The 18,388-nt window shown below is 62.2% G+C and carries 22 protein-coding genes; 19 read left to right on the top strand and 3 right to left on the bottom strand.

All coding sequences use genetic code 11. The features are described from left to right. The first annotated feature begins 74 nt into the window (after positions 1-74). From hisB to NKI25_RS03195, 14 genes are all read left to right on the top strand, one after another. Positions 75-674, top strand: coding sequence for an imidazoleglycerol-phosphate dehydratase HisB (gene hisB, locus NKI25_RS03130; RefSeq protein ID WP_352590768.1), 600 nt, complete (start codon positions 75-77; stop codon positions 672-674). A gap of 4 nt (positions 675-678) precedes the next feature. After that, positions 679-1,152: a DUF2628 domain-containing protein gene (locus tag NKI25_RS03135; protein ID WP_023677532.1), complete on the top strand. Its 474-nt coding sequence runs from the start codon at positions 679-681 to the stop codon at positions 1,150-1,152. A gap of 1 nt (position 1,153) precedes the next feature. Next, positions 1,154-1,804 carry an imidazole glycerol phosphate synthase subunit HisH gene (gene hisH / locus NKI25_RS03140; protein WP_352998160.1) on the top strand — a complete coding sequence of 217 codons (651 nt, stop codon included), beginning with the start codon at positions 1,154-1,156 and terminating at the stop codon, positions 1,802-1,804. A 3-nt stretch (positions 1,805-1,807) separates the two neighbouring features. After that, complete coding sequence (locus tag NKI25_RS03145) at positions 1,808-2,098, top strand: DUF1330 domain-containing protein (protein ID WP_023677534.1); 291 nt, start codon at positions 1,808-1,810, stop codon at positions 2,096-2,098. A gap of 2 nt (positions 2,099-2,100) precedes the next feature. Further along, positions 2,101-2,844 (top strand): 1-(5-phosphoribosyl)-5-[(5-phosphoribosylamino)methylideneamino]imidazole-4-carboxamide isomerase, encoded by a 744-nt coding sequence (hisA, locus tag NKI25_RS03150; RefSeq protein ID WP_352998162.1) that lies wholly within the window; start codon positions 2,101-2,103, stop codon positions 2,842-2,844. A gap of 3 nt (positions 2,845-2,847) precedes the next feature. Further along, positions 2,848-3,684, top strand: coding sequence for an arginase family protein (locus NKI25_RS03155; RefSeq protein ID WP_352634852.1), 837 nt, complete (start codon positions 2,848-2,850; stop codon positions 3,682-3,684). After that, a complete protein-coding gene (hisF, locus tag NKI25_RS03160; RefSeq protein WP_352998228.1) occupies positions 3,681-4,475 on the top strand; it encodes an imidazole glycerol phosphate synthase subunit HisF in 795 nt (264 codons plus the stop codon). The genes NKI25_RS03155 and hisF overlap by 4 nt, the downstream gene beginning before the upstream one ends. Before the next feature lie 36 nt (positions 4,476-4,511). Beyond that, positions 4,512-4,838, top strand: a complete 327-nt coding sequence (locus NKI25_RS03165; protein WP_352645299.1) for a phosphoribosyl-ATP diphosphatase — start codon at positions 4,512-4,514, stop codon at positions 4,836-4,838. A gap of 18 nt (positions 4,839-4,856) precedes the next feature. Beyond that, complete coding sequence (gene coaA / locus NKI25_RS03170; RefSeq protein ID WP_352451662.1) at positions 4,857-5,816, top strand: type I pantothenate kinase; 960 nt, start codon at positions 4,857-4,859, stop codon at positions 5,814-5,816. A gap of 77 nt (positions 5,817-5,893) precedes the next feature. Further along, positions 5,894-6,901, top strand: a complete 1,008-nt coding sequence (locus tag NKI25_RS03175) for a glycosyltransferase family 2 protein (RefSeq protein ID WP_352998164.1) — start codon at positions 5,894-5,896, stop codon at positions 6,899-6,901. Then, on the top strand, positions 6,901-7,671 hold the full coding sequence (locus NKI25_RS03180) for a class I SAM-dependent methyltransferase (RefSeq protein WP_352576335.1): 771 nt from the start codon (positions 6,901-6,903) through the stop codon (positions 7,669-7,671). The genes NKI25_RS03175 and NKI25_RS03180 overlap by 1 nt, the downstream gene beginning before the upstream one ends. Before the next feature lie 7 nt (positions 7,672-7,678). After that, entirely contained in the window at positions 7,679-8,074 is a 396-nt protein-coding gene (locus NKI25_RS03185; RefSeq protein ID WP_023677541.1) for a GtrA family protein, read from the top strand. Continuing rightward, a complete protein-coding gene (locus NKI25_RS03190) occupies positions 8,064-9,638 on the top strand; it encodes a hypothetical protein (protein ID WP_352998166.1) in 1,575 nt (524 codons plus the stop codon). The genes NKI25_RS03185 and NKI25_RS03190 overlap by 11 nt, the downstream gene beginning before the upstream one ends. Positions 9,639-9,757: 119 nt before the next feature. Further along, positions 9,758-11,344 (top strand): hypothetical protein, encoded by a 1,587-nt coding sequence (locus NKI25_RS03195; protein WP_352998170.1) that lies wholly within the window; start codon positions 9,758-9,760, stop codon positions 11,342-11,344. Here the strand turns inward: NKI25_RS03195 and NKI25_RS03200 are convergent. From NKI25_RS03200 to NKI25_RS03210, 3 genes are all read right to left on the bottom strand, one after another. Further along, the gene (locus NKI25_RS03200) at positions 11,307-11,924 is read right to left on the bottom strand and encodes an alpha-ketoglutarate-dependent dioxygenase AlkB family protein (protein ID WP_352454809.1); all 618 of its coding nucleotides are present in this window, start codon (positions 11,922-11,924) and stop codon (positions 11,307-11,309) included. The genes NKI25_RS03195 and NKI25_RS03200 overlap by 38 nt on opposite strands. A gap of 131 nt (positions 11,925-12,055) precedes the next feature. Continuing rightward, positions 12,056-12,493: an alternative ribosome rescue aminoacyl-tRNA hydrolase ArfB gene (arfB, locus tag NKI25_RS03205; protein WP_023677545.1), complete on the bottom strand. Its 438-nt coding sequence runs from the start codon at positions 12,491-12,493 to the stop codon at positions 12,056-12,058. Positions 12,494-12,572: 79 nt separating this feature from the next. Beyond that, the gene (locus NKI25_RS03210) at positions 12,573-14,183 is read right to left on the bottom strand and encodes a phosphoenolpyruvate carboxykinase (RefSeq protein ID WP_352998172.1); all 1,611 of its coding nucleotides are present in this window, start codon (positions 14,181-14,183) and stop codon (positions 12,573-12,575) included. 342 nt (positions 14,184-14,525) lie between these two features. Here NKI25_RS03210 and NKI25_RS03215 point away from each other — a divergent pair, with 342 nt between their 5' ends. The 5 genes from NKI25_RS03215 (at position 14,526) to NKI25_RS03235 (ending at position 18,371) form a co-directional block, all read left to right on the top strand. Beyond that, positions 14,526-15,227 (top strand): response regulator transcription factor, encoded by a 702-nt coding sequence (locus NKI25_RS03215; RefSeq protein ID WP_023677547.1) that lies wholly within the window; start codon positions 14,526-14,528, stop codon positions 15,225-15,227. A 22-nt stretch (positions 15,228-15,249) separates the two neighbouring features. Then, positions 15,250-17,034 (top strand): sensor histidine kinase, encoded by a 1,785-nt coding sequence (locus tag NKI25_RS03220; protein ID WP_023677548.1) that lies wholly within the window; start codon positions 15,250-15,252, stop codon positions 17,032-17,034. 31 nt (positions 17,035-17,065) lie between these two features. Then, complete coding sequence (locus tag NKI25_RS03225) at positions 17,066-17,512, top strand: HPr kinase/phosphorylase (protein ID WP_352998174.1); 447 nt, start codon at positions 17,066-17,068, stop codon at positions 17,510-17,512. Between the two features lie 164 nt (positions 17,513-17,676). Then, on the top strand, positions 17,677-18,078 hold the full coding sequence (locus tag NKI25_RS03230) for a PTS sugar transporter subunit IIA (RefSeq protein WP_023677550.1): 402 nt from the start codon (positions 17,677-17,679) through the stop codon (positions 18,076-18,078). Further along, positions 18,075-18,371, top strand: a complete 297-nt coding sequence (locus tag NKI25_RS03235) for an HPr family phosphocarrier protein (protein WP_023677551.1) — start codon at positions 18,075-18,077, stop codon at positions 18,369-18,371. Before NKI25_RS03230 ends, NKI25_RS03235 begins: the two co-directional genes overlap by 4 nt. The last annotated feature ends 17 nt before the right edge of the window (positions 18,372-18,388 follow it).

The following is an 18,388-nucleotide window of genomic DNA, read 5'->3' on the forward strand; positions in this document are numbered from 1 at the left end:
ATGCTGCTAGAAGGCTTTCGTTTTCAGGCATGTGAACGCCTGAATCGTGCAAAATCTGAGACAAGGATGAGGTCATGGCGCCCCGTTCCGCCGAGATAAGCCGCAAGACCAGGGAAACCGACATCGCCGTGTCGGTTCAGGTCGACGGCTCGGGCAAATCCGACATTTCGACGGGCGTCGGCTTCTTCGACCATATGCTGGACCAGTTGTCGCGCCATTCGCTGATCGACATGACCGTGAAGGCCAAGGGCGACCTGCACATAGACGACCACCACACGGTCGAGGATACGGGCATTGCGCTCGGCCAGGCGCTGGCCAAGGCATTGGGCGAGCGGCGCGGCATCATGCGCTACGCCTCGATCGATCTCGCCATGGACGAGACACTGACGCGGGCGGCAATCGATGTCTCCGGCCGGCCTTTTCTGGTCTGGAATGTTTCATTCTCGTCGCCGAAGATCGGTACGTTCGACACCGAGCTGGTGCGCGAATTCTTCCACGCGCTGGCGCAGAATGCCGGCATCACGCTGCATGTCACCAATCATTACGGCGCCAACAACCACCACGTCGCCGAGACCTGCTTCAAGGCCGTGGCGCGTGCGCTGCGTTCGGCGCTTGAGCGCGACCCGCGCCAGCCGGACGCGGTTCCCTCCACCAAGGGATCCCTGAAAGGATAGCGTCATGGCCATCTATGTCGTGATGGAGCCGCCAGGCCGCAGCGAAAGCGTGGACACTACCTTTATCCGTGACGGCTTTGCCTGGCTCGGCTTCCTGGTGCCGCCGCTGTGGCTGGCCTGGCACCGGCTGTGGGTCGAGGCGGCATTGGCGTTTGTCGCCATGGGCCTGCTCTCGATGTTGGGCGAAAGGCTGGACCTGGAAACAGCCGGCTCGCTTTTATCCCTGCTTGTCATGCTCTTTGTCGGACTGGAAGGGCAGGGCTTGCGGATCGCAGCCCTGCGCCGTCGCGGCTGGCATGAATGGGGCGTGGTCGAGGCCGACAGGCTCGACGACGCAGACGTCCGCTATGCATTGGAAGCCGATGCTCAGTCGGATGAACAACCGACGGTGCAACGCATCGTCCCAGACGCGGCACATGCCCGGTCGGCGCAGATGGGCCTGGCGCTGGGGCTGAACCATATTCCGGGAAAGCCCTGAGATGAGGGTGGCGATCATCGATTACGGGTCGGGCAATCTGCGCTCGGCCACCAAGGCCTTCGAGCGTGCCGCGCATGAAGCCGGCATTGCCGCCGCGATCGAACTCACCGCCGATGCCGAGCGGGTCAGGACCGCCGACCGCATCGTCCTGCCCGGCGTCGGTGCCTATGCCGATTGCGCCGCTGGACTGCGTGCGGTCGCCGGCATGTGGGAAGCGGTCGAGGAGGTGGCGATCGCCAAGGCTAGGCCGTTCCTCGGCATCTGCGTCGGCATGCAGCTGATGTCGGAGCGAGGCCTGGAAAAGACCGTCACAAAGGGCTTTGGCTGGGTCGCCGGCGACGTCAAGGAGATCACGCCGGCCGATCCGACACTGAAGATCCCTCAGATCGGCTGGAACACGATTGACCTGAAGCGCAAGCATCCGCTGTTTTCCGGCATTGCGACGGGTGACAAGGGACTGCACGCCTATTTCGTCCACTCCTACCATCTCGATGCACGGAAGGAGGATGAGGTGCTGGCGGTTGCCGACTATGGCGGCCCGGTAACGGCCGCTGTCGCCCGCGACAACCTAGCCGGAACGCAGTTCCACCCCGAGAAGAGCCAGGCGCTGGGCCTGGCGCTGATCACCAATTTCCTAGGCTGGAGGCCCTGAACCATGAGCAAGAAGGGCTATTGGATGGCAATGGTCGATGTCCACGATCCCGAGATCTACAAGCAGTACATCGAGGCCAATGCCGCGGCTTTCGCGAAATACGGCGCGAAGTTCCCGGTGCGCGCCGGGCGGTACACCAGCCCGGAAGGACCGGCAGGCAATCGCCACGTGTTGGTGGAATTCGAATCCTATGAAAAGGCGCTGGAATGCTACGGCTCGCCTGAATACCAGGAGGCCTTGAAGTACAGGCTCGCCGGCTCGACCGGCCACTTTGTCATCGTCGAAGGCGCCTGAAGGTGTTTCTGTTTCCGGCGATAGACCTCAAGGACGGCAAATGCGTGCGCCTCAGGCATGGCGACATGGCGACCGCCACCATCTACAATGACGATCCCGCCGCTCAGGCGCGCGCCTTCGCAGAGCAGGGCTTCGAATGGTTGCACGTCGTCGACCTCAACGGCGCCTTCAAGGGCCAGAGCGTCAACAGCGCCGCGGTCGGCGCCATCCTGAAGGCGACGAGCAATCCGGTGCAGCTCGGCGGCGGCATCCGCACCCTGGCGCAGATCGAGGACTGGCTCGACCGTGGGCTGGCCCGCGTCATTCTTGGCACCGTGGCGGTGCGCGATCCGGATCTGGTCAGGCAGGCCTGCAAGGCATTCCCGGGCAAGATCGCCGTCGGCATCGACGCCAAGGGCGGCAAGGTCGCGATCGAAGGCTGGGCTGAAGCCTCGAGCCTCGGCGTCATTGAACTGGCGAGGAAATTCGAGGGTGCCGGCGTCGCCGCCATCATCTACACCGATATCGACCGCGACGGTGTGCTGACCGGCATCAACTGGGACGCCACCATCGATCTCGCCGACGCGGTGTCGATCCCGGTTATCGCCTCGGGCGGGCTCGCCTCGATCGCCGACATCGTGCGCATGACCCTGCCCGATGCCCGCAAGCTCGAAGGCGCGATCTCCGGACGCGCCCTCTACGACGGCCGCATCGACCCGGCCGAGGCATTGGCGATCCTGCGTGGCAAACCGATGGCAGGGGTGTGAAACGTGAAGGTCTCGATTATCGTTGCTCCCTACGACAGCGGGCACTATCACGAAGGGTGCGGCCAGGGGCCGGACGCCATCATCGGCGGTGGGCTGGTCGAAGCCCTGACCGTGGCTGGCCATGACGTCGCCGTCGAAGATATCGGCAAGGTCGGAGACGAGCAGGGGCGCGAAATTGCAACCGGCTTCGCCGTCTGCAACGCCGTCGCGACCAGGGTTAACCTCGCCCGCGATGGAGGACGCTTCCCCATTATCCTTGCTGGAAATTGCCTGACCGCCGCCGGTGCGGTCGCCGGTGAAGTTGCGGATTCGATCATCTGGATCGACCAGCATGGCGATCTCAACACCCCGGAGACGTCCTCCTACGGCTTTCTCGACGGCATGGCGCTGGCGGCGACGCTCGGGCTCTGCTGGCATCCGATGGCGGCAGCAATTCCGGCGTTCCGGCCGATAGACCCGGCGCGCTGCATGCTGGTCGATGCCCGCGACCTCGATCCCGACGAAAAGCGACTGCTGGAAACTTTGCCGATCGTGCGCACCGAATGTGCCGGTGCACTCGATATGATCGGAAAGCTCACGGCGACAGGGACTGTGCGGGCGCATCTGCATCTCGACCTGGATGTCCTCGATCCGGATGTGTTGCAGGTGAACCGCTACGCGCACCCGGGCGGCCCGAGTCCGGAACAGCTACGGCAGCTTGCCTGCGGACTGGCCAGGTCAATCCCAATCGTCGGCGTGACGCTCTCGGCCTACGACCCGGCCTTTGATTCCCAGTCCGAAGTTCCGCCCGTCGTCGGCCAGCTGCTTGTCGACTTTCTTGCGGCGATCGAGAGGATCTGATGCTGAAAGCCCGCGTCATCCCCTGTCTCGACGTCAAGAACGGCCGTGTCGTCAAGGGCGTCAATTTCGTCGACCTGGTCGATGCCGGCGATCCCGTCGAAGCGGCAAAAGCCTATGACGCGGCCGGCGCCGACGAGCTCTGCTTTCTCGACATCACCGCCACGTCGGAAAACCGCGAGACCATTTTCGATGTCATCGCCCGCACCGCCGAACAATGTTTCATGCCGCTGACCGTTGGCGGTGGCGTCCGTCAGGTCGCCGACATCAGGAAGCTGCTACTGGCCGGCGCCGACAAGGTGTCGATCAACACGGCGGCGGTGAAGACCCCAAATTTTGTCGCCGAGGCTGCCGACAAATTCGGCAACCAGTGCATCGTCGTCGCCATCGATGCCAAGAAAGTGTCCGCTGCGAGCGAGGCTGATCGCTGGGAGATATTCACCCATGGCGGCCGCGAGAAGACCGGCATCGACGCCGTCGAGTTCGCTCGGCGAGTGGTCGATCTCGGCGCCGGCGAGATCCTGCTAACATCGATGGACCGCGACGGCACCAAGGCCGGCTACGACATAGCCCTTACCCGCGCGGTCGCCGATGCCGTACGCGTGCCGGTCATCGCTTCCGGTGGCGTCGGCACGCTCGACCACCTTGTCGAAGGCATTCGCGACGGCCATGCCGGCGCGGTGCTGGCGGCGTCGATCTTCCATTTCGGCACCTACAGCATCGCCGAAGCCAAGCTGCACATGGCTCAGGCCGGACTGCCGATGCGGCTGGACTCGCCGGGTAATCGGTCCTAGAGCCTTTCCGGCTAAGAAGAGGCTGTAAACGCCGTCATGACCGAGTTCTCGCTCTCCGAACTGGAGAAGATTATTGGCGAACGCGCACGTTCCGGCGATCCGGATTCGTGGACGGCCAAGCTCTTTCAGCGCGGCATGAGCAAGGCAGCGCAGAAACTCGGCGAAGAGGCGGTGGAAACGGTGATCGCAGCCGTCAGCGCCGACCGGGACGCGCTTGTTTCGGAAAGCGCCGATCTCATCTATCATTGGCTTGTCGTTCTCGGCATAGCGGACATTCCGCTGAGCGATGTGCTCAACGAGCTTGAACGCCGCACCGGTCGTTCGGGCATCGCCGAAAAGGCGTCTCGGCTGGACCGGGGCTGATCGCTGCGGAGGAACTCGATGGACCAGCTCGCTCCTACCGAGAAGTATTCACCCTATCGTTTCTTCTCGGCCGAGCAATGGTCGCGGTTCCGCGCCGATACGCCGATGACGCTCACCGAGGACGAGGTCCGTCGTCTGCGGTCGCTGAACGATCCGGTCGATCTCCACGAGGTCGAGCGCATCTATCTTTCGATGTCGCGGCTGTTGTCGGCTCATGTCGAAGCCAGTCAACTCCTGTTCAGGCAGCGCCAGGCCTTCTTCAACGCGCTGGACGCGGCCAAGACACCGTTCATCATCGGCATTGCCGGTTCCGTCGCGGTCGGCAAATCGACCACGGCGCGCGTGCTAAAGGAGCTGCTGGCGCGCTGGCCGTCGAGTCCCAAGGTCGACCTGGTCACCACCGACGGCTTCCTGCTGCCGAACGAAGTCCTGCGCCGCAACAACCTGATGGAGCGCAAGGGCTTTCCCGACAGCTACGACGTCGGCGCCCTTCTGCGCTTCCTGTCCGGCATCAAATCGGCGCAGCGCAACGTCCGCGCGCCGGTCTATTCGCACCTGACCTATGACGTTATCCCGGGCGAGTTCCAGACCATCGACCGGCCCGACATCCTGATCTTCGAAGGCATCAATGTCCTGCAGCCAGGCAAGCTGCCCAAGGACGGCAAGATCGTGCCTTTCCTGTCGGATTTCTTTGACTTCGCCATCTATATCGATGCCGAGGAGGCGCTGATCCATCACTGGTATATCGCCCGCTTCATGCGGCTGCGCGAAACCGCCTTCCGCGACCCGGCCTCCTTCTTTCACCGCTATTCGCAACTTTCCGAGGATGCGGCCCGCGCCATCGCCGAGGGCCTGTGGACCAACATCAACCTGAAGAATCTGCGCGAGAATATATTGCCGACCCGCGCCCGAGCCGATCTCATCCTGCGCAAGGGCGCCAACCATCTGGTCGAGGAAGTGGCGCTCAGGAAACTGTGAAATCCCGGGACATTCCTTAAAGTCATCTTAACCCAGTCTTTCTATTGTCGGGCCTGATCTGCGGGCTCGGCAAACAAATGAATGCGCCATTCCTAAACATCGATCAGCCGGCAGCTGACCGCATCGCACGTCCGGGCAGCGGCGGCGCAACGATTGCCCTGATCGTGCCTGTCCACAATGAGGAAGGCGCAATTGCTCCATTCCTGAAGGCGGTATGCGAAAGCACCGCGCCGCTGAAGGACAAAGGCGTTGCCCTCGAGTTCATCTTCGTCAACGACGGCAGCAGCGATACGACGCTCGAAAAGCTGATCGAAGCCCAACAAACCGATCCACGCATCCACGTAATCGACCTTTCACGCAATTTCGGCAAGGAAGCCGCGATGACCGCGGGGCTCGACAGCTGCGATGCCGATGCAGCGATTCCGATGGATGTCGATATGCAGGATCCGCCGCATGTCATTCCGCTGCTTGTGGAAAAGTGGCGCGAGGGTTTTGAGGTTGTTCTGGCCAAGCGAGCCAATCGGTCGAGCGACAGCTTTCTCAAGCAGCGCTCCGCCTCGATGTTCTACCGCGTTCACAACTGGATCGCGCAGCAGAAGATCCCGCACGATGTCGGCGACTTCCGTTTGATCGACCGCCAGGTCATCCAGGCGCTGCGGTCTTTGCCCGAACGCCGTCGTTTCATGAAGGGCCTGTTCGCCTGGGTCGGGTTCCGCACCGCAAGCGTCGAATATGTCCGCGATCAGCGCATCGCCGGCCAGTCGAAATTCTCCGGCTGGAAGCTGTGGAACTTCGCGCTCGAAGGCATCACCAGCTTCTCCACCGCTCCGCTTGAAATCTGGACCTATATCGGCGCGACGATTTCCGCGCTGTCGTTCCTCTACGGCCTGCTGATCGTCGCCAAGACAATGATCTTTGGCGTTGATGTGCCCGGCTACGCCTCCCTGCTGGTCAGTGTTCTTTTCCTTGGCGGCATCCAGTTACTCGGCATCGGCATCATCGGACAATACCTCGGCAGGGTCTACGCCGAGATCAAGCAGCGTCCGATCTACATCGTGCGCCGCAAATATGAGGGAATGAGCTGATGGAGATCGACGCCTACCGACAGATGGCCGCCACCGAAGACGAGCATTGGTGGTTCTGCGGGCGTCGCGCCATCGCCGAGGCGGTCATTCGCAGCATCGGCCTGCCTGAAAACGCGCGCATCGTCGAGATCGGCGCCGGCACCGGCGGCAACATCCGGATGCTGGAGCAGTTCGGCGCAGTGACGGCAGTCGAGATGAGCGATCTCGCGCGCAGGATTGCCTGGGAAAAGACCGGCCGCGACTTCCTCGCCGGACATCTGCCGGACAACATTCCTGTCGCGCCGCAAAGCTGCGACCTCGTCTGCCTGTTCGACGTCCTGGAGCATGTCGCCGAAGACGAGGCGTCGCTTGCCGCGATCCGCCAAGTGCTGAAACCGGGCGGCAGCGTCGTCCTCACTGTGCCCGCACACCAATGGTTGTGGAGCACGCATGATGTGGGGCTGCATCATATGCGGCGCTATTCACGCAATCTGCTGCGTGAACGAATCGAAAGGGCTGGTTTCGCGATCGACCGGCTGAGCTACACAAATGCCGCGCTCTTCCCGGTAGCGGCGCTGGCACGACTGGTGGACAGGTTGCGCAAGTCGGCCTTGCCAGCCGGCCATGCCACGCCGCCAAAACCACTGAATGCGGCGATGAAGGCAGTGTTTTCGGCGGAAGGCCGCATCATACCAAATGCAAGCTTGCCCTTCGGGGTTTCGCTGCTGGCGGTATTCCGCAAGGACAGCGCCGTCGAAACCGCTCGCCTCGACGAGAAATTGGCAGCTTGACCGCGTCATGGGCACCGGCTCGTATCGTCGACTATCGCGCTTTGCGCTGATTGGCATCGCGTCGACGCTGATCTACGCCGTTTGCGCTTTTCTGCTGTCGCGTGGACAGGCAACGGCGGCCCTGCCGGCGGCGCTCACATCGTTTGCGGCCTACGCCGTCGCCGCGCTGTTCTCCTACACCGGGCATAAATATTTCACGTTCACCTCGGGCGGCAGCCACGCGATGGAATTGCCCCGCTTCCTCCTGCTCACCGCTTCCGGCCTCGCCGTCGCGATCGCCCTGCCGGGGCTTTTGACCCAGATGCTCGGCGTCCCTGCCGCAATCCCGATCCTGCTCACCTGCATTGCCGTGCCGGTCATCAACTATGTCGTCCTCGGGCGGTGGGTGTTTCGTGGTCTCTAGCGCGCGATCCCTCAGTGAACTGCTGCCCGGCGCCAACCTCTTCTCGCCCTTTGTGGGCGTAGCGGGTGCACCGTTGCTGCTGGCCAGTCTGGTCGTCACATACGCCGTCTGGCTATCGACCGTTGCAATTCCGACCAATGTTGACGTGTCGTGGCTTCTGGTCGTCTGCGACCGCCTGCTTGGCGGAGAGCGGCTCAACACCGACATCGTGGAGACCAACCCCCCTTTCTCGATCTGGCTCTACATGCCGTTCATGCTCCTGGAAAAGCTCACTGGCATGCGTGCGGAATTCTGGCTGACGCTTGGCGTCGTTTGCCTGAGCCTGGCCAGTCTTTCCGTTTCCGTCCACATTCTCTCGCGCGATGAACCGGTCTACCGGCAGCCCCATGCGCTGTGGGCGGCAGCGGCGGCCCTGTTTTTGATCCTGTGTTTCATGCCGGATCAATTCGGCCAACGCGAGCACTTCGCATTGATTACCATTCTGCCTTGGGTGGCGTTGCAATGCACACGTCAGCGGAACCTGGATTTCAGCGCGGGCTCGCGCCTGGAGCACATGGTCGCGGGCTTCGGCGCGGCGGTCGTGGTCATGGTCAAGCCGCCCTATTTTGTGCTGGCCTTCATGTTGCCGTCGCTCTGTCTTGCGCTTGAAAGGCGGTCGCTGAAACCGCTCTTCGTCGCAGAGAACCTGGTGGGCGCTGCGATCGTGGCCGCCTATATCGCGTCCATCGCGCTCTTCGACCGCGCTTACGTCAGCGACGTCCTGCCCTTGGTCAGGGAGGTCTATCTTCCGTTGAGGGCCTCTGCCGCCGATATGCTGGCAAACTGGCCGAAAGTGGTGCTGCTTCTGGCCGCCGCCACCGTGCTTGCGGCCGGCGGCCTGAGAAAGACGAACTGGGACGTCAGGATTCCGCTCCTGACCGCCCTGGGGTTCATTCCGGCCTTCATCGTCATGGGCAAGGGTTGGCCCAATCACGCGCTGCCGATGGTCGTTGTTGCGACACTTGCATTTGGCATCCAGCTTGTGCGGTTCGGCACATTCGGCAGTGCAGGCTTCGTTCGCAAGGCCGCCCTGATCTTCGGCTGCGTGCTGGTGCTGCAAATAGCGGTCCGGGCACAGTACGCGGCGCTGACGACGGATAACGGCCCGATCGCCCGGTCTGTCGCCGCGATCCGCGCAACGGTCGAAACCCCGACCATCATGTCGATTGCCGACCAGATGCAGGTTGCCCATCCCCTCGCCAGGCTGGTCGGCGGCAGGTTCATATCACGCCATCCGAGCGCCTGGGCGGTCTCCAACGCGGACACGCTCGCCCGCGTCACCGGCGATCTCGAACGGAGACCGGAACTTGAAAGCATCCGCGATCGGGTGATCGGCGAAAACGCCGCCGAGATATCAGCGAAGAAGCCCGATATCGTGCTGTCAGGCTCGCCCGCGTGGACTGCCCTGATGCTGCAGGACAAGCGGATCCAGGTCGCCTTGGCCGACTATCGTCTGCTGCACGCCGAGCCGGAAATCACTGTCTATCTGCGTTACACGGCGCCTGCGCCGCTCCACACCGATTGAGCAGGAGCCCCCCGGAAACCCATGACACGGCTGGATCCAATCGCTCCGCTGGACGACATATGGCTCGATCTCGAGAGCCTCGGTGCAACAGCATGAGCGTCTCGAACGACATTGGCGGCTTGAGCCGCTGGCGCGACCGGGATATTGCGGCGTCGCTGCTTCCTAGCCGCAATGTCCTGGCCATTGCCGCAGTCACCGTCTTCTCGATCTTCTGGCAGCGACGTTGGGGGACTGTTCCCGACACTAGCTGGCTGATCACGGTCTGCGAGCGTATGCTGTCCGGTGAGCGGCTTTACTCGCAAATCTACGAGACCAATCCCCCATTCAGCGTCTGGCTCTATCTGCCGCCAGTGGCTGCGGCCAGATTGCTGGGTACCGCCCCGGAAATCCTGGTTGAGGCCTGGACATACCTTGCCGTGTTTATCGGACTTTCGCTCTCGGGCGTGATCGTCAAGCGTGCGGGTTTCACCGAAACTGCATCATTGTTTGCACTGGGGCCAGCGTTTTGCGCAATGTTGGTGGTCTTCCCCGGAAATGCTTTCAGTGAGCGGGAGCATATCGGCATGGCACTTTTCATGCCGCTGCTTGCGCTTCATGCCTGGCGCGCGCGCAGAGATGCAGCTGCCCAACCAGACCCCGGGCTCGCCGTACTCGCCGGCCTGTCGGGCAGCATTCTGCTGCTGGTCAAGCCCTACTATGCGATCATGGTGTTGGCGCCGGCGCTGGTCGTTGCAGTGCGCCGGCGCAGTCTGAAATCGATCTTCGCCCTGGAACACTGGGTCATTGGCGGCATCTGCGTTGTCTATCTCAGCACGGTCACGCTGATCCATCCGGAATTCGTGCGCGACATCTATCCCCTCTTGGCGGACGTTTATGCAAAGATCGGCATCTTTTGGCCGATTGTGATCGGCTACGGTTTCTCGTGGTGTTTCCTTGTCTTCCTGATCTGGTGGCTGTGGCCTGCCAGGCGGTTTCCAGAGCTGGCGGCGGTTGCGTTGGCGGCATCGATCGCTGGCATGTTTCCCCTGTTCTACCAAGCCAAAGGCTGGTCTTATCATGCCTATCCCGCGATCTTTTGCGCTGTGGCAGCCATTTTCTGCCTGCTAGCACTGCCCAGGATCGTGCAGCAGCCGTCGAAGCTGTTGACGTTCGTGACGGCTCCTTCGCGAGCTTGGGCATTGGCGGCGGTGGCAATCGCTTTCTTGCCGTACTGGAGCACCCAGAAACCAGGGCCGGCGCTGGTTGCCGCAATTCGCGCCGCCACCGATCGGCCGACCGTAGCGTTGGTCAGTTCGGATATTTCCTCGGGACATCCGTTGAACCGTATGATCGATGGGCAGTTCGTTTCGACCCACGTCAGCGATTGGCTTGGAGCGTTCGCACTTTCCCTGTCCCGGCAGGCAGCTCTCTCGGGTGACACCGCCGAAGCCATGCGTTACCAAGCCATCATGGCGCGCTACGTCGAAAGCAAACGCGAAGAGTTCGTGCGTCTGCGCCCGGATATCGTCGTCTTCAAGAAAAACAACACGATGTGGACAAGCCAACTGATGGGGCATTTTGGCTTTGACGCCATCCTGGCGCACTACCGCATTCTTATCGAGGACGAGACCGAGCGCATCTATCTGCGCGACGATTATGTCCGCCCGGGCCCCCGGCCACCCGAACAGCCTATTTCGGCATCGTCACCCGTCGCAGCGTCAGATTGATGCGGCCGCCACTCCTGAGCAATGCCGAGGTCGACGGGTAGATACGGTCGACGCCGTGAAAGCAGAGCCGCCCTTCGCCGCCAAGCACGACGACGTCGCCGCTCCTCAGCCTGAACGATTTGGTGGCGCCGTCGCGCGTCGTCTGGCCGACCCGGAACAGGCAATCGTCGCCGAGCGACACCGAGACGACAGGCGCGGAGAAATCGCTCTCGTCGCGGTCCTGGTGAAGACCCATCTTGGCATCCTGCGAATAGAAATTGACCAGGCAGGCTTCCGGCGGGTGCGCATAGGCAGATACATCCCGCCACAGTTCGAGCAGCATCTCCGGGATCGGCGGCCAAGGCCTTCCGGTCACCGGGTGGGTCGGCTGGTAGCGATAGCCGTGCTCCTTGTCGGTGACCCAGCCCAGCGGACCGCAATTGGTCATGCGCACGCTCATCTCCTTGCCGGTACGCGGCATCGCCGGCACGAACAGCGGCGCGTTCTGCACGACCTGCCTGATATCTTCCACCAGCACTTCCTGCATGGCGCGCGACAGGTAGCCGGGCATATGGCGGACGCCTTTGGGCAGTACGAGCATCGCGTCGCTTAATCCGTTGGTCTGGAGAAATCAGAATGCCACCGTCAAATGAAAACGGCGACCCGAAAGCCGCCTCCGACGGTGGCTGCGCGCTTTAACCGGCGATCTGAGATCCGAAGCCGCTTCGGCTGTCACTCATCCCCGACCCGGCCGCGCAGTTTCTTGATCGAGCCGCGCCCGGCCTTGCTCTTGAGCCGTCTTTCGACCGCGCCTTTAGACGGCCTGGTCTTCTTGCGCGGCGGTGGTGGTGGTTCGGCGGCCTTGGCGACCAGTGCCGTCAGCCGCGCCCGGGCGTCCGCCCGGTTCTGCTCCTGGGTGCGGAAGCGTCCGGCTTCGATGACGATGACGCCGTCCTTGGTGGCGCGCTGGCCGGCAAGCTTGATGGTCCGTTCGCGCACCCGCTCCGACAGGCCAGCCGCATTGGCGGCATCGAAGCGCAATTGCACTGCCGTCGCCACCTTGTTGACGTTCTGGCCGCCCGGGCCGGACGAACGGATGAAGTCCTCGTGCAAGTCGCCCGGATTAATCACCGCATCGTCGGTAATGATGATCTTGTCGTCGGCGTTCATGCCGCACTCATGGCGCGGCAGGCGAAAAAAGAAAAGGCCCGATCGAAGCCGGGCCTTGAAGCATCACCAGGGGCGACGGCTATTCAGCCGCTACCTGCATGCGTGGTGCGGCGCCGAGCACGGTGGCGTCGACATGGGCTTCGAACTTTTCGAAATTGTCGACGAACATGCCGACCAGCCTTGCCGCCTGCCGGTCGTAGGCGGGCTTGTCGATCCAGGTCGATCTAGGGTCGAGAATGGCGCGGTCGACGCCGGCAACCGTCACCGGTACGTCGAAACCGAAATTGGCGTCGGTGCGGAAGTCGGCCGCTTTCAGCGAGCCGTCGAGCGCCGCCGCAAGCAGCGCCCGCGTTGCTTTGATCGGCATTCGCTTGCCGGTGCCGTAGGCGCCGCCGGTCCAGCCGGTGTTGACCAGCCAGCAATCGACGCCGTGGCGGGCGATGAGCTCGCGCAGCAGATTGCCGTATTCCGACGGATGCCGCGGCATGAACGGTGCGCCGAAGCATGTCGAAAATGTCGCTTCGGGTTCCGTAACGCCCTTCTCGGTCCCCGCCACCTTGGCGGTGTAGCCGGAGAGGAAATGGTACATGGCCTGCGCCGGGGTCAGCCGCGCGATCGGCGGCATCACACCGAATGCGTCGGCGGTCAGCATGATGATGTTCTTCGGGTGGCTGGCGCGCCCCGTCTTGCTGGCGTTAGGGATGAAGTGGAGCGGGTAGGCGCAGCGTGTGTTTTCGGTCAGCCCGCCGTCGTCGAAATCCGGCACGCGGCCTGCGTCGAGCGCCACATTCTCCAGCACCGTGCCGAAGCGCTGGGTGGTGGCGAAGATCTCCGGCTCGGCTTCGGCCGAAAGCTTGATCGTCTTGGCATAGCAGCCGCCCTCGAAATTGAAGATGCCGTGCGGTCCCCAGCCATGCTCGTCGTCGCCGACCAGCGTGCGCGACGGGTCGGCCGACAACGTCGTCTTGCCGGTCCCGGAAAGGCCGAAGAAAACGGCCGCGTCGCCGACGGGCCCTTCATTGGCCGAGCAGTGCATCGGCATCACACCTTTTGCCGGCAGCAGGTAGTTGAGCACGGTGAACACCGACTTCTTCATCTCGCCGGCATACGAGGTACCGCCGATCAACACGATCATGTGCGAAAGATCGACGGCAATCACCGTTTCGCCGCGCGTGCCGTGGCGGGCGGGATCGGCGCGGAACGACGGCAGGTCGATGATCGTCAAATCGGGCATGAAATGCTCGAGTTCGGCGGCGGCCGGTCGGATGAGCAGATTGCGGATGAACAAGGAGTGCCAGGCAAGCTCCGTGATCACCCTGGTCGGCAGCTTCAGCTCCTCGTCGGCGCCGCCGACCAGGTCCTGCACATAAAGGTCCTTTCCAGCCGCGTGGGCGCGAAAATCGGCAAGCAGCGTATCGAACTGGATCGGCGAAATCGCTTTGTTGTTGTCCCACCATACATGCGGCGCGGTGCTTTCGTCGCGCAGCACGAATTTGTCCCCGGGCGAGCGGCCGGTGTGCTGCCCGGTCTCGGCGGCAAGCGCGCCATGCGCGGTGAGTCGGGCCTCGCCACGGCGGATTGCCTCCTCGTAGAGCGCGGCCGCGCCGAAATTATAGCGCACCACGCCCGTGGTTCTTAGGCCGATCCGATCGATTGCACATGCAAGATTGCGTTTGCCGGCTTCCGACATGGGTGTCCCTTCTTCGATTTACCGCGTCTTTACCGGCGAATTCCGGAACCCCCATTGCAGGAGCTAAAAACGTCAAAACCAGAAAAGGCGAATGATATCAAATCATTAATCGATTTAAATATTTTGAAAGTTGTTTAAATCGTTTATATGTGCAAAAACACTGATGGTTGCCCAAAGGATTGGCGATGTTCATTCGTCCAATCCATATCGAGGTACAATTGTGGCCGTCGACATGCCGCGCGTGACAGCGGATACAGCCTATGCCACATTTTGTACCTAATTTGTCCTGCAAAAGCCCCTTCTCGACGAAAGAAGGGACAGCTCATGAGGGAGCCGCTTGAAATGGCAACAATCGCGCTTGTCGACGACGATCGCAACATTCTGACTTCGGTTTCGATCGCCCTCGAATCCGAGGGTTATCGGGTCGAAACCTACACGGATGGGGCATCGGCGCTGGAGGGACTGGCGGCGCGCCCGCCGAACCTCGCCATCCTCGACATCAAGATGCCGCGCATGGACGGCATGGAGTTGCTGCGCCGGATGCGTCAGAAATCCGACCTGCCGGTGATCTTCCTGACCTCCAAGGACGACGAGATCGATGAACTGTTCGGCCTCAAGATGGGCGCCGACGACTTCATCCGCAAACCCTTCTCGCAGCGTCTTCTGGTGGAGCGCGTCCGCGCCGTGCTGCGCCGCGCCAGCACCCGCGAGGCGGCGGCCAAGGCGCCCAACCAGCAGGCCCGGTCGCTTGAGCGCGGCCAGCTTGTCATGGACCAGGAGCGCCACACCTGCACCTGGAAGGGCGAGCCGGTGACGCTGACCGTCACCGAGTTCCTCATCCTGCATTCGCTGGCCCAGCGTCCGGGCGTTGTAAAAAGCCGTGATGCGCTGATGGATTCGGCTTATGATGAGCAGGTTTATGTCGATGACCGCACCATCGACAGTCACATCAAGCGGCTACGCAAAAAGTTCAAGGCCGTCGATGATGACTTCGAAATGATCGAAACCCTTTACGGAGTCGGATATCGGTTCCGCGAAGCTTGAGTCGAGCGGGAGCTGCTATTCGATGGCAGTGCAAGTAGAGCGAGTGAGACGGTCGGGCGCCGCCAGGCGCCCGCCGCGGATTCTGCCCGCCTTCGTGTCGAAAATTACGGTGCCGATGCGCCGGTTTCTCGGCCATCACATCTTTTCCAGCCTGACGCGGCGTATCCTCTTTCTCAACCTTGCCGGCCTTGCCGTCCTGGTCACCGGCATTCTCTATCTCAATACCTTTCGCGACGGGCTGATCGACGCCCGTGTCGAGAGCCTGATGACTCAAGGCGAGATCATCGCCGGCGCGATCGCCGCCTCGGCGACGGTCGAGACCGATTCGATCAGCATCGATCCGGAGAAGCTGCTCGAGTTGCAGGCCGGCGAAAGCCTCGGCCCGGGCTCCGATCAGCTCGATAACCTCGATTTCCCGATCAATCCGGAGCGCGTGGCGCCGGTGCTCAGGCGGTTGATCTCGCCGACGCGGACCCGCGCCCGCATTTACGACCGCGACGCCAACCTGCTGCTCGATTCCCGCCATCTCTATTCGCGCGGCCAGATCCTTCGCTACGACCTGCCGCCGGTCGAAGAGGAACAGCCGGACCTTCTGGAGCGCATCCAGAAATTCGTCTTCGATTTCTTCCGCAACAAGCAGCTGCCCGTCTATCGCGAGCAGCCGGGTGGCAACGGCGCCGCGTTTCCGGAAGTGGTCAAGGCGCTTACCGGCAGCCCGTCGACGATCGTGCGGATCTCGGAGCAAGGCGAGCAGATCGTTTCTGTGGCGGTGCCGATCCAGCGCTTCCGTGCCGTTCTCGGCGTGCTGATGCTGTCGACCGAAGGCGGCGACATCGACAAGATCGTCGCGGCCGAGCGGAAGGCCATCCTGCGCGTGTTCGGCATTGCCGCCCTGGTTACCGCCATCCTGTCGATGCTGCTGGCCTCCACCATCGCCAATCCGCTGCGCCGGCTTTCCGCGGCAGCCGTCAGGGTTCGCCGCGGTGTCAAGAACCGCGAGGAAATCCCCGACTTCTCCGATCGGCAGGACGAGATCGGCAATCTGTCGATCGCCGTGCGCGACATGACCAATGCGCTGTACGCCCGCATCGAGGCGATCGAAAGTTTTGCCGCGGATGTCTCGCACGAGTTGAAGAACCCGCTTACCTCGCTGCGCAGCGCGGTGGAGACATTGCCGCTGGCCAGGAACGACAATTCGCGCAGCCGGCTGATGGATATCATTCAGCACGATGTGAGGCGGCTTGACCGTCTCATCACCGATATTTCCGATGCCTCCCGTCTCGATGCCGAGCTGGCGCGGGAAGATGCGGGAACCGTCGACCTCAAGAAGTTCATCACCGATCTGGTCGCCGTCTCGCGCGAGGCCACGCGCAACAAGAAGGCGGTCGAGATCGAATTCAAGGTCGCCAAACTGCCACAGGGCGTGAAAGGCTACTTCGTCGTCGGTCATGATCTGAGGATCGGCCAGGTGATCACCAACCTGATCGAGAATGCCCGCTCGTTCGTTCCCGAGGAACGTGGCCACATCACCATATCGCTGGCGCGCGCCGGCAAGTTCAACATCGTCACCATCGACGACAATGGACCCGGTATCCGGGCCGATAACATCGATCGCATTTTCGAGCGGTTCTATACCGATCGGCCGGCCGGCGAGGCGTTCGGTCAGAACTCGGGCCTTGGCCTGTCGATATCCAGGCAGATCGTTGAAGCCCATGGCGGCACGCTGAGCGCCGAGAACATCCCGGGCACCAAGCCTGGCGAGATCAAGGGCGCGCGCTTCGTGGTGACGCTGCCGGCGGAAGGCTGACGGATGAATTCCAATCACGCCTGGTCCTATTGTGCAGCCTGAAAATATTCACGGCACCGCGATCCTGATAGGTGATCGCGGCATTCTCATCACCGGACCGTCCGGCTTGGGCAAGACGACGCTGGCGCTCGCCTTGATCGATCATTGCAGCCAGCGTGGGCTGTTTTCCCGGCTGATCGGCGATGACCAGCTCTATGCTGCAGATTGCGACGGGCGGCTGGTCTGCCGCGCACCAGCCAGCATAGCCGGCCTCGTCGAGGTGCCGGGATTCGGCCCCAAACCGATACAGTTCGAGCCAAGCTGTGTGATCGACCTCATTATCCGGCTGGTGCCAGCCGGCAAAATGGCCCGCTTCCAGGAAGACTGCAGCGAACTCGTTGTCGGCGTACCAGTGCCGCGCATCGATCTTGCCGAGCGCAATGTAGCGGCGGCCTTGCCGGCATTGATGTGGCGCCTGTCGATTGCGCCTTTCCTGTGATCCGATTTCGATTTTTTGCTGCAATGCGTCAAATTGGCTTGGGCCGGCGCAATTTTGGGCTTGTCAACGGGCCTTGCGTCGACAAGATAGCGCTCCCGCCACCTGGAACGGTCGGCGAGCATAAAATGCGCCTGTGAAGCGGCGATGACGGGAGCCACCAAAGAATGATCGGACTCGTGCTTGTAACGCACGGTCAACTGGCCGCCGAGTTCCGCAATGCCGTGGAACATGTCGTTGGGCCACAAGACAATTTCGAGACCGTGGCGATCGGTGCCGACGACGATATGGAACAGCGCCGCCGCGACATTATCGAGGCAGTCGGCCGCGTCGATACGGGATCAGGCGTCATCGTTTTGACCGACATGTTCGGCGGCACGCCCTCTAACCTCGCCATTTCCGTGATGGAATCCGGGCGTATCGAGGTCATTGCCGGCATGAACCTGCCGATGCTGATCAAGCTGTCCAGCGTTCGCAAGGGCGACAACATGACGGCCGCGCTGGATGAGGCGCAGGCTGCCGGCCGTAAATACATCAATGTCGCCAGTCAACTCCTGAGCAGCAAATGAGCGCGCTGTTGCCGGAAAAGGACAAGATCGTTCGCGACTTTCCGATCGTCAACCAGCGCGGCCTGCACGCACGCGCCTCGGCCAAGTTCGTTCAAATCGCCAGCGGCTTCAACGCCACGGTCCAGGTCGAGAAGGACGGCGTCAAGGTCGGCGGCACCTCGATCATGGGCCTGATGATGCTGGCGGCGAGCCCCGGTTATTCGATCCGCGTCACCGCCACCGGCCCGGAGGCCGAAGAGGTCATCGATGCGCTGGAGCAACTGGTTGCTTCCCGTTTTGGCGAGGAATGCTGACGTGCTGATCGCTTCTG

The sequence above is a fragment of the Mesorhizobium sp. M0808 genome, from assembly GCF_040320025.1.
Classification (GTDB): Bacteria; Pseudomonadota; Alphaproteobacteria; order Rhizobiales; family Rhizobiaceae; genus Mesorhizobium.

What these genes read in the sequence shown, in the direction of transcription:
- NKI25_RS03165 (WP_352645299.1), top strand. Translation starts at nt 4,512, where the DNA reads ATGACCGAGTTCTCGCTCTCCGAACTGGAGAAGATTATTGGCGAACGC.
- NKI25_RS03200 (WP_352454809.1), bottom strand. Translation starts at nt 11,924, where the DNA reads ATGCTCGTACTGCCCAAAGGCGTCCGCCATATGCCCGGCTACCTGTCG.
- NKI25_RS03145 (WP_023677534.1), top strand. Translation starts at nt 1,808, where the DNA reads ATGAGCAAGAAGGGCTATTGGATGGCAATGGTCGATGTCCACGATCCC.
- NKI25_RS03210 (WP_352998172.1), bottom strand. Translation starts at nt 14,183, where the DNA reads ATGTCGGAAGCCGGCAAACGCAATCTTGCATGTGCAATCGATCGGATC.
- NKI25_RS03135 (WP_023677532.1), top strand. Translation starts at nt 679, where the DNA reads ATGGCCATCTATGTCGTGATGGAGCCGCCAGGCCGCAGCGAAAGCGTG.
- NKI25_RS03220 (WP_023677548.1), top strand. Translation starts at nt 15,250, where the DNA reads ATGGCAGTGCAAGTAGAGCGAGTGAGACGGTCGGGCGCCGCCAGGCGC.
- hisH (WP_352998160.1), top strand. Translation starts at nt 1,154, where the DNA reads ATGAGGGTGGCGATCATCGATTACGGGTCGGGCAATCTGCGCTCGGCC.
- NKI25_RS03235 (WP_023677551.1), top strand. Translation starts at nt 18,075, where the DNA reads ATGAGCGCGCTGTTGCCGGAAAAGGACAAGATCGTTCGCGACTTTCCG.
- arfB (WP_023677545.1), bottom strand. Translation starts at nt 12,493, where the DNA reads ATGAACGCCGACGACAAGATCATCATTACCGACGATGCGGTGATTAAT.
- NKI25_RS03230 (WP_023677550.1), top strand. Translation starts at nt 17,677, where the DNA reads ATGATCGGACTCGTGCTTGTAACGCACGGTCAACTGGCCGCCGAGTTC.
- NKI25_RS03180 (WP_352576335.1), top strand. Translation starts at nt 6,901, where the DNA reads ATGGAGATCGACGCCTACCGACAGATGGCCGCCACCGAAGACGAGCAT.
- hisB (WP_352590768.1), top strand. Translation starts at nt 75, where the DNA reads ATGGCGCCCCGTTCCGCCGAGATAAGCCGCAAGACCAGGGAAACCGAC.
- NKI25_RS03175 (WP_352998164.1), top strand. Translation starts at nt 5,894, where the DNA reads ATGAATGCGCCATTCCTAAACATCGATCAGCCGGCAGCTGACCGCATC.
- NKI25_RS03215 (WP_023677547.1), top strand. Translation starts at nt 14,526, where the DNA reads ATGGCAACAATCGCGCTTGTCGACGACGATCGCAACATTCTGACTTCG.
- NKI25_RS03185 (WP_023677541.1), top strand. Translation starts at nt 7,679, where the DNA reads ATGGGCACCGGCTCGTATCGTCGACTATCGCGCTTTGCGCTGATTGGC.
- coaA (WP_352451662.1), top strand. Translation starts at nt 4,857, where the DNA reads ATGGACCAGCTCGCTCCTACCGAGAAGTATTCACCCTATCGTTTCTTC.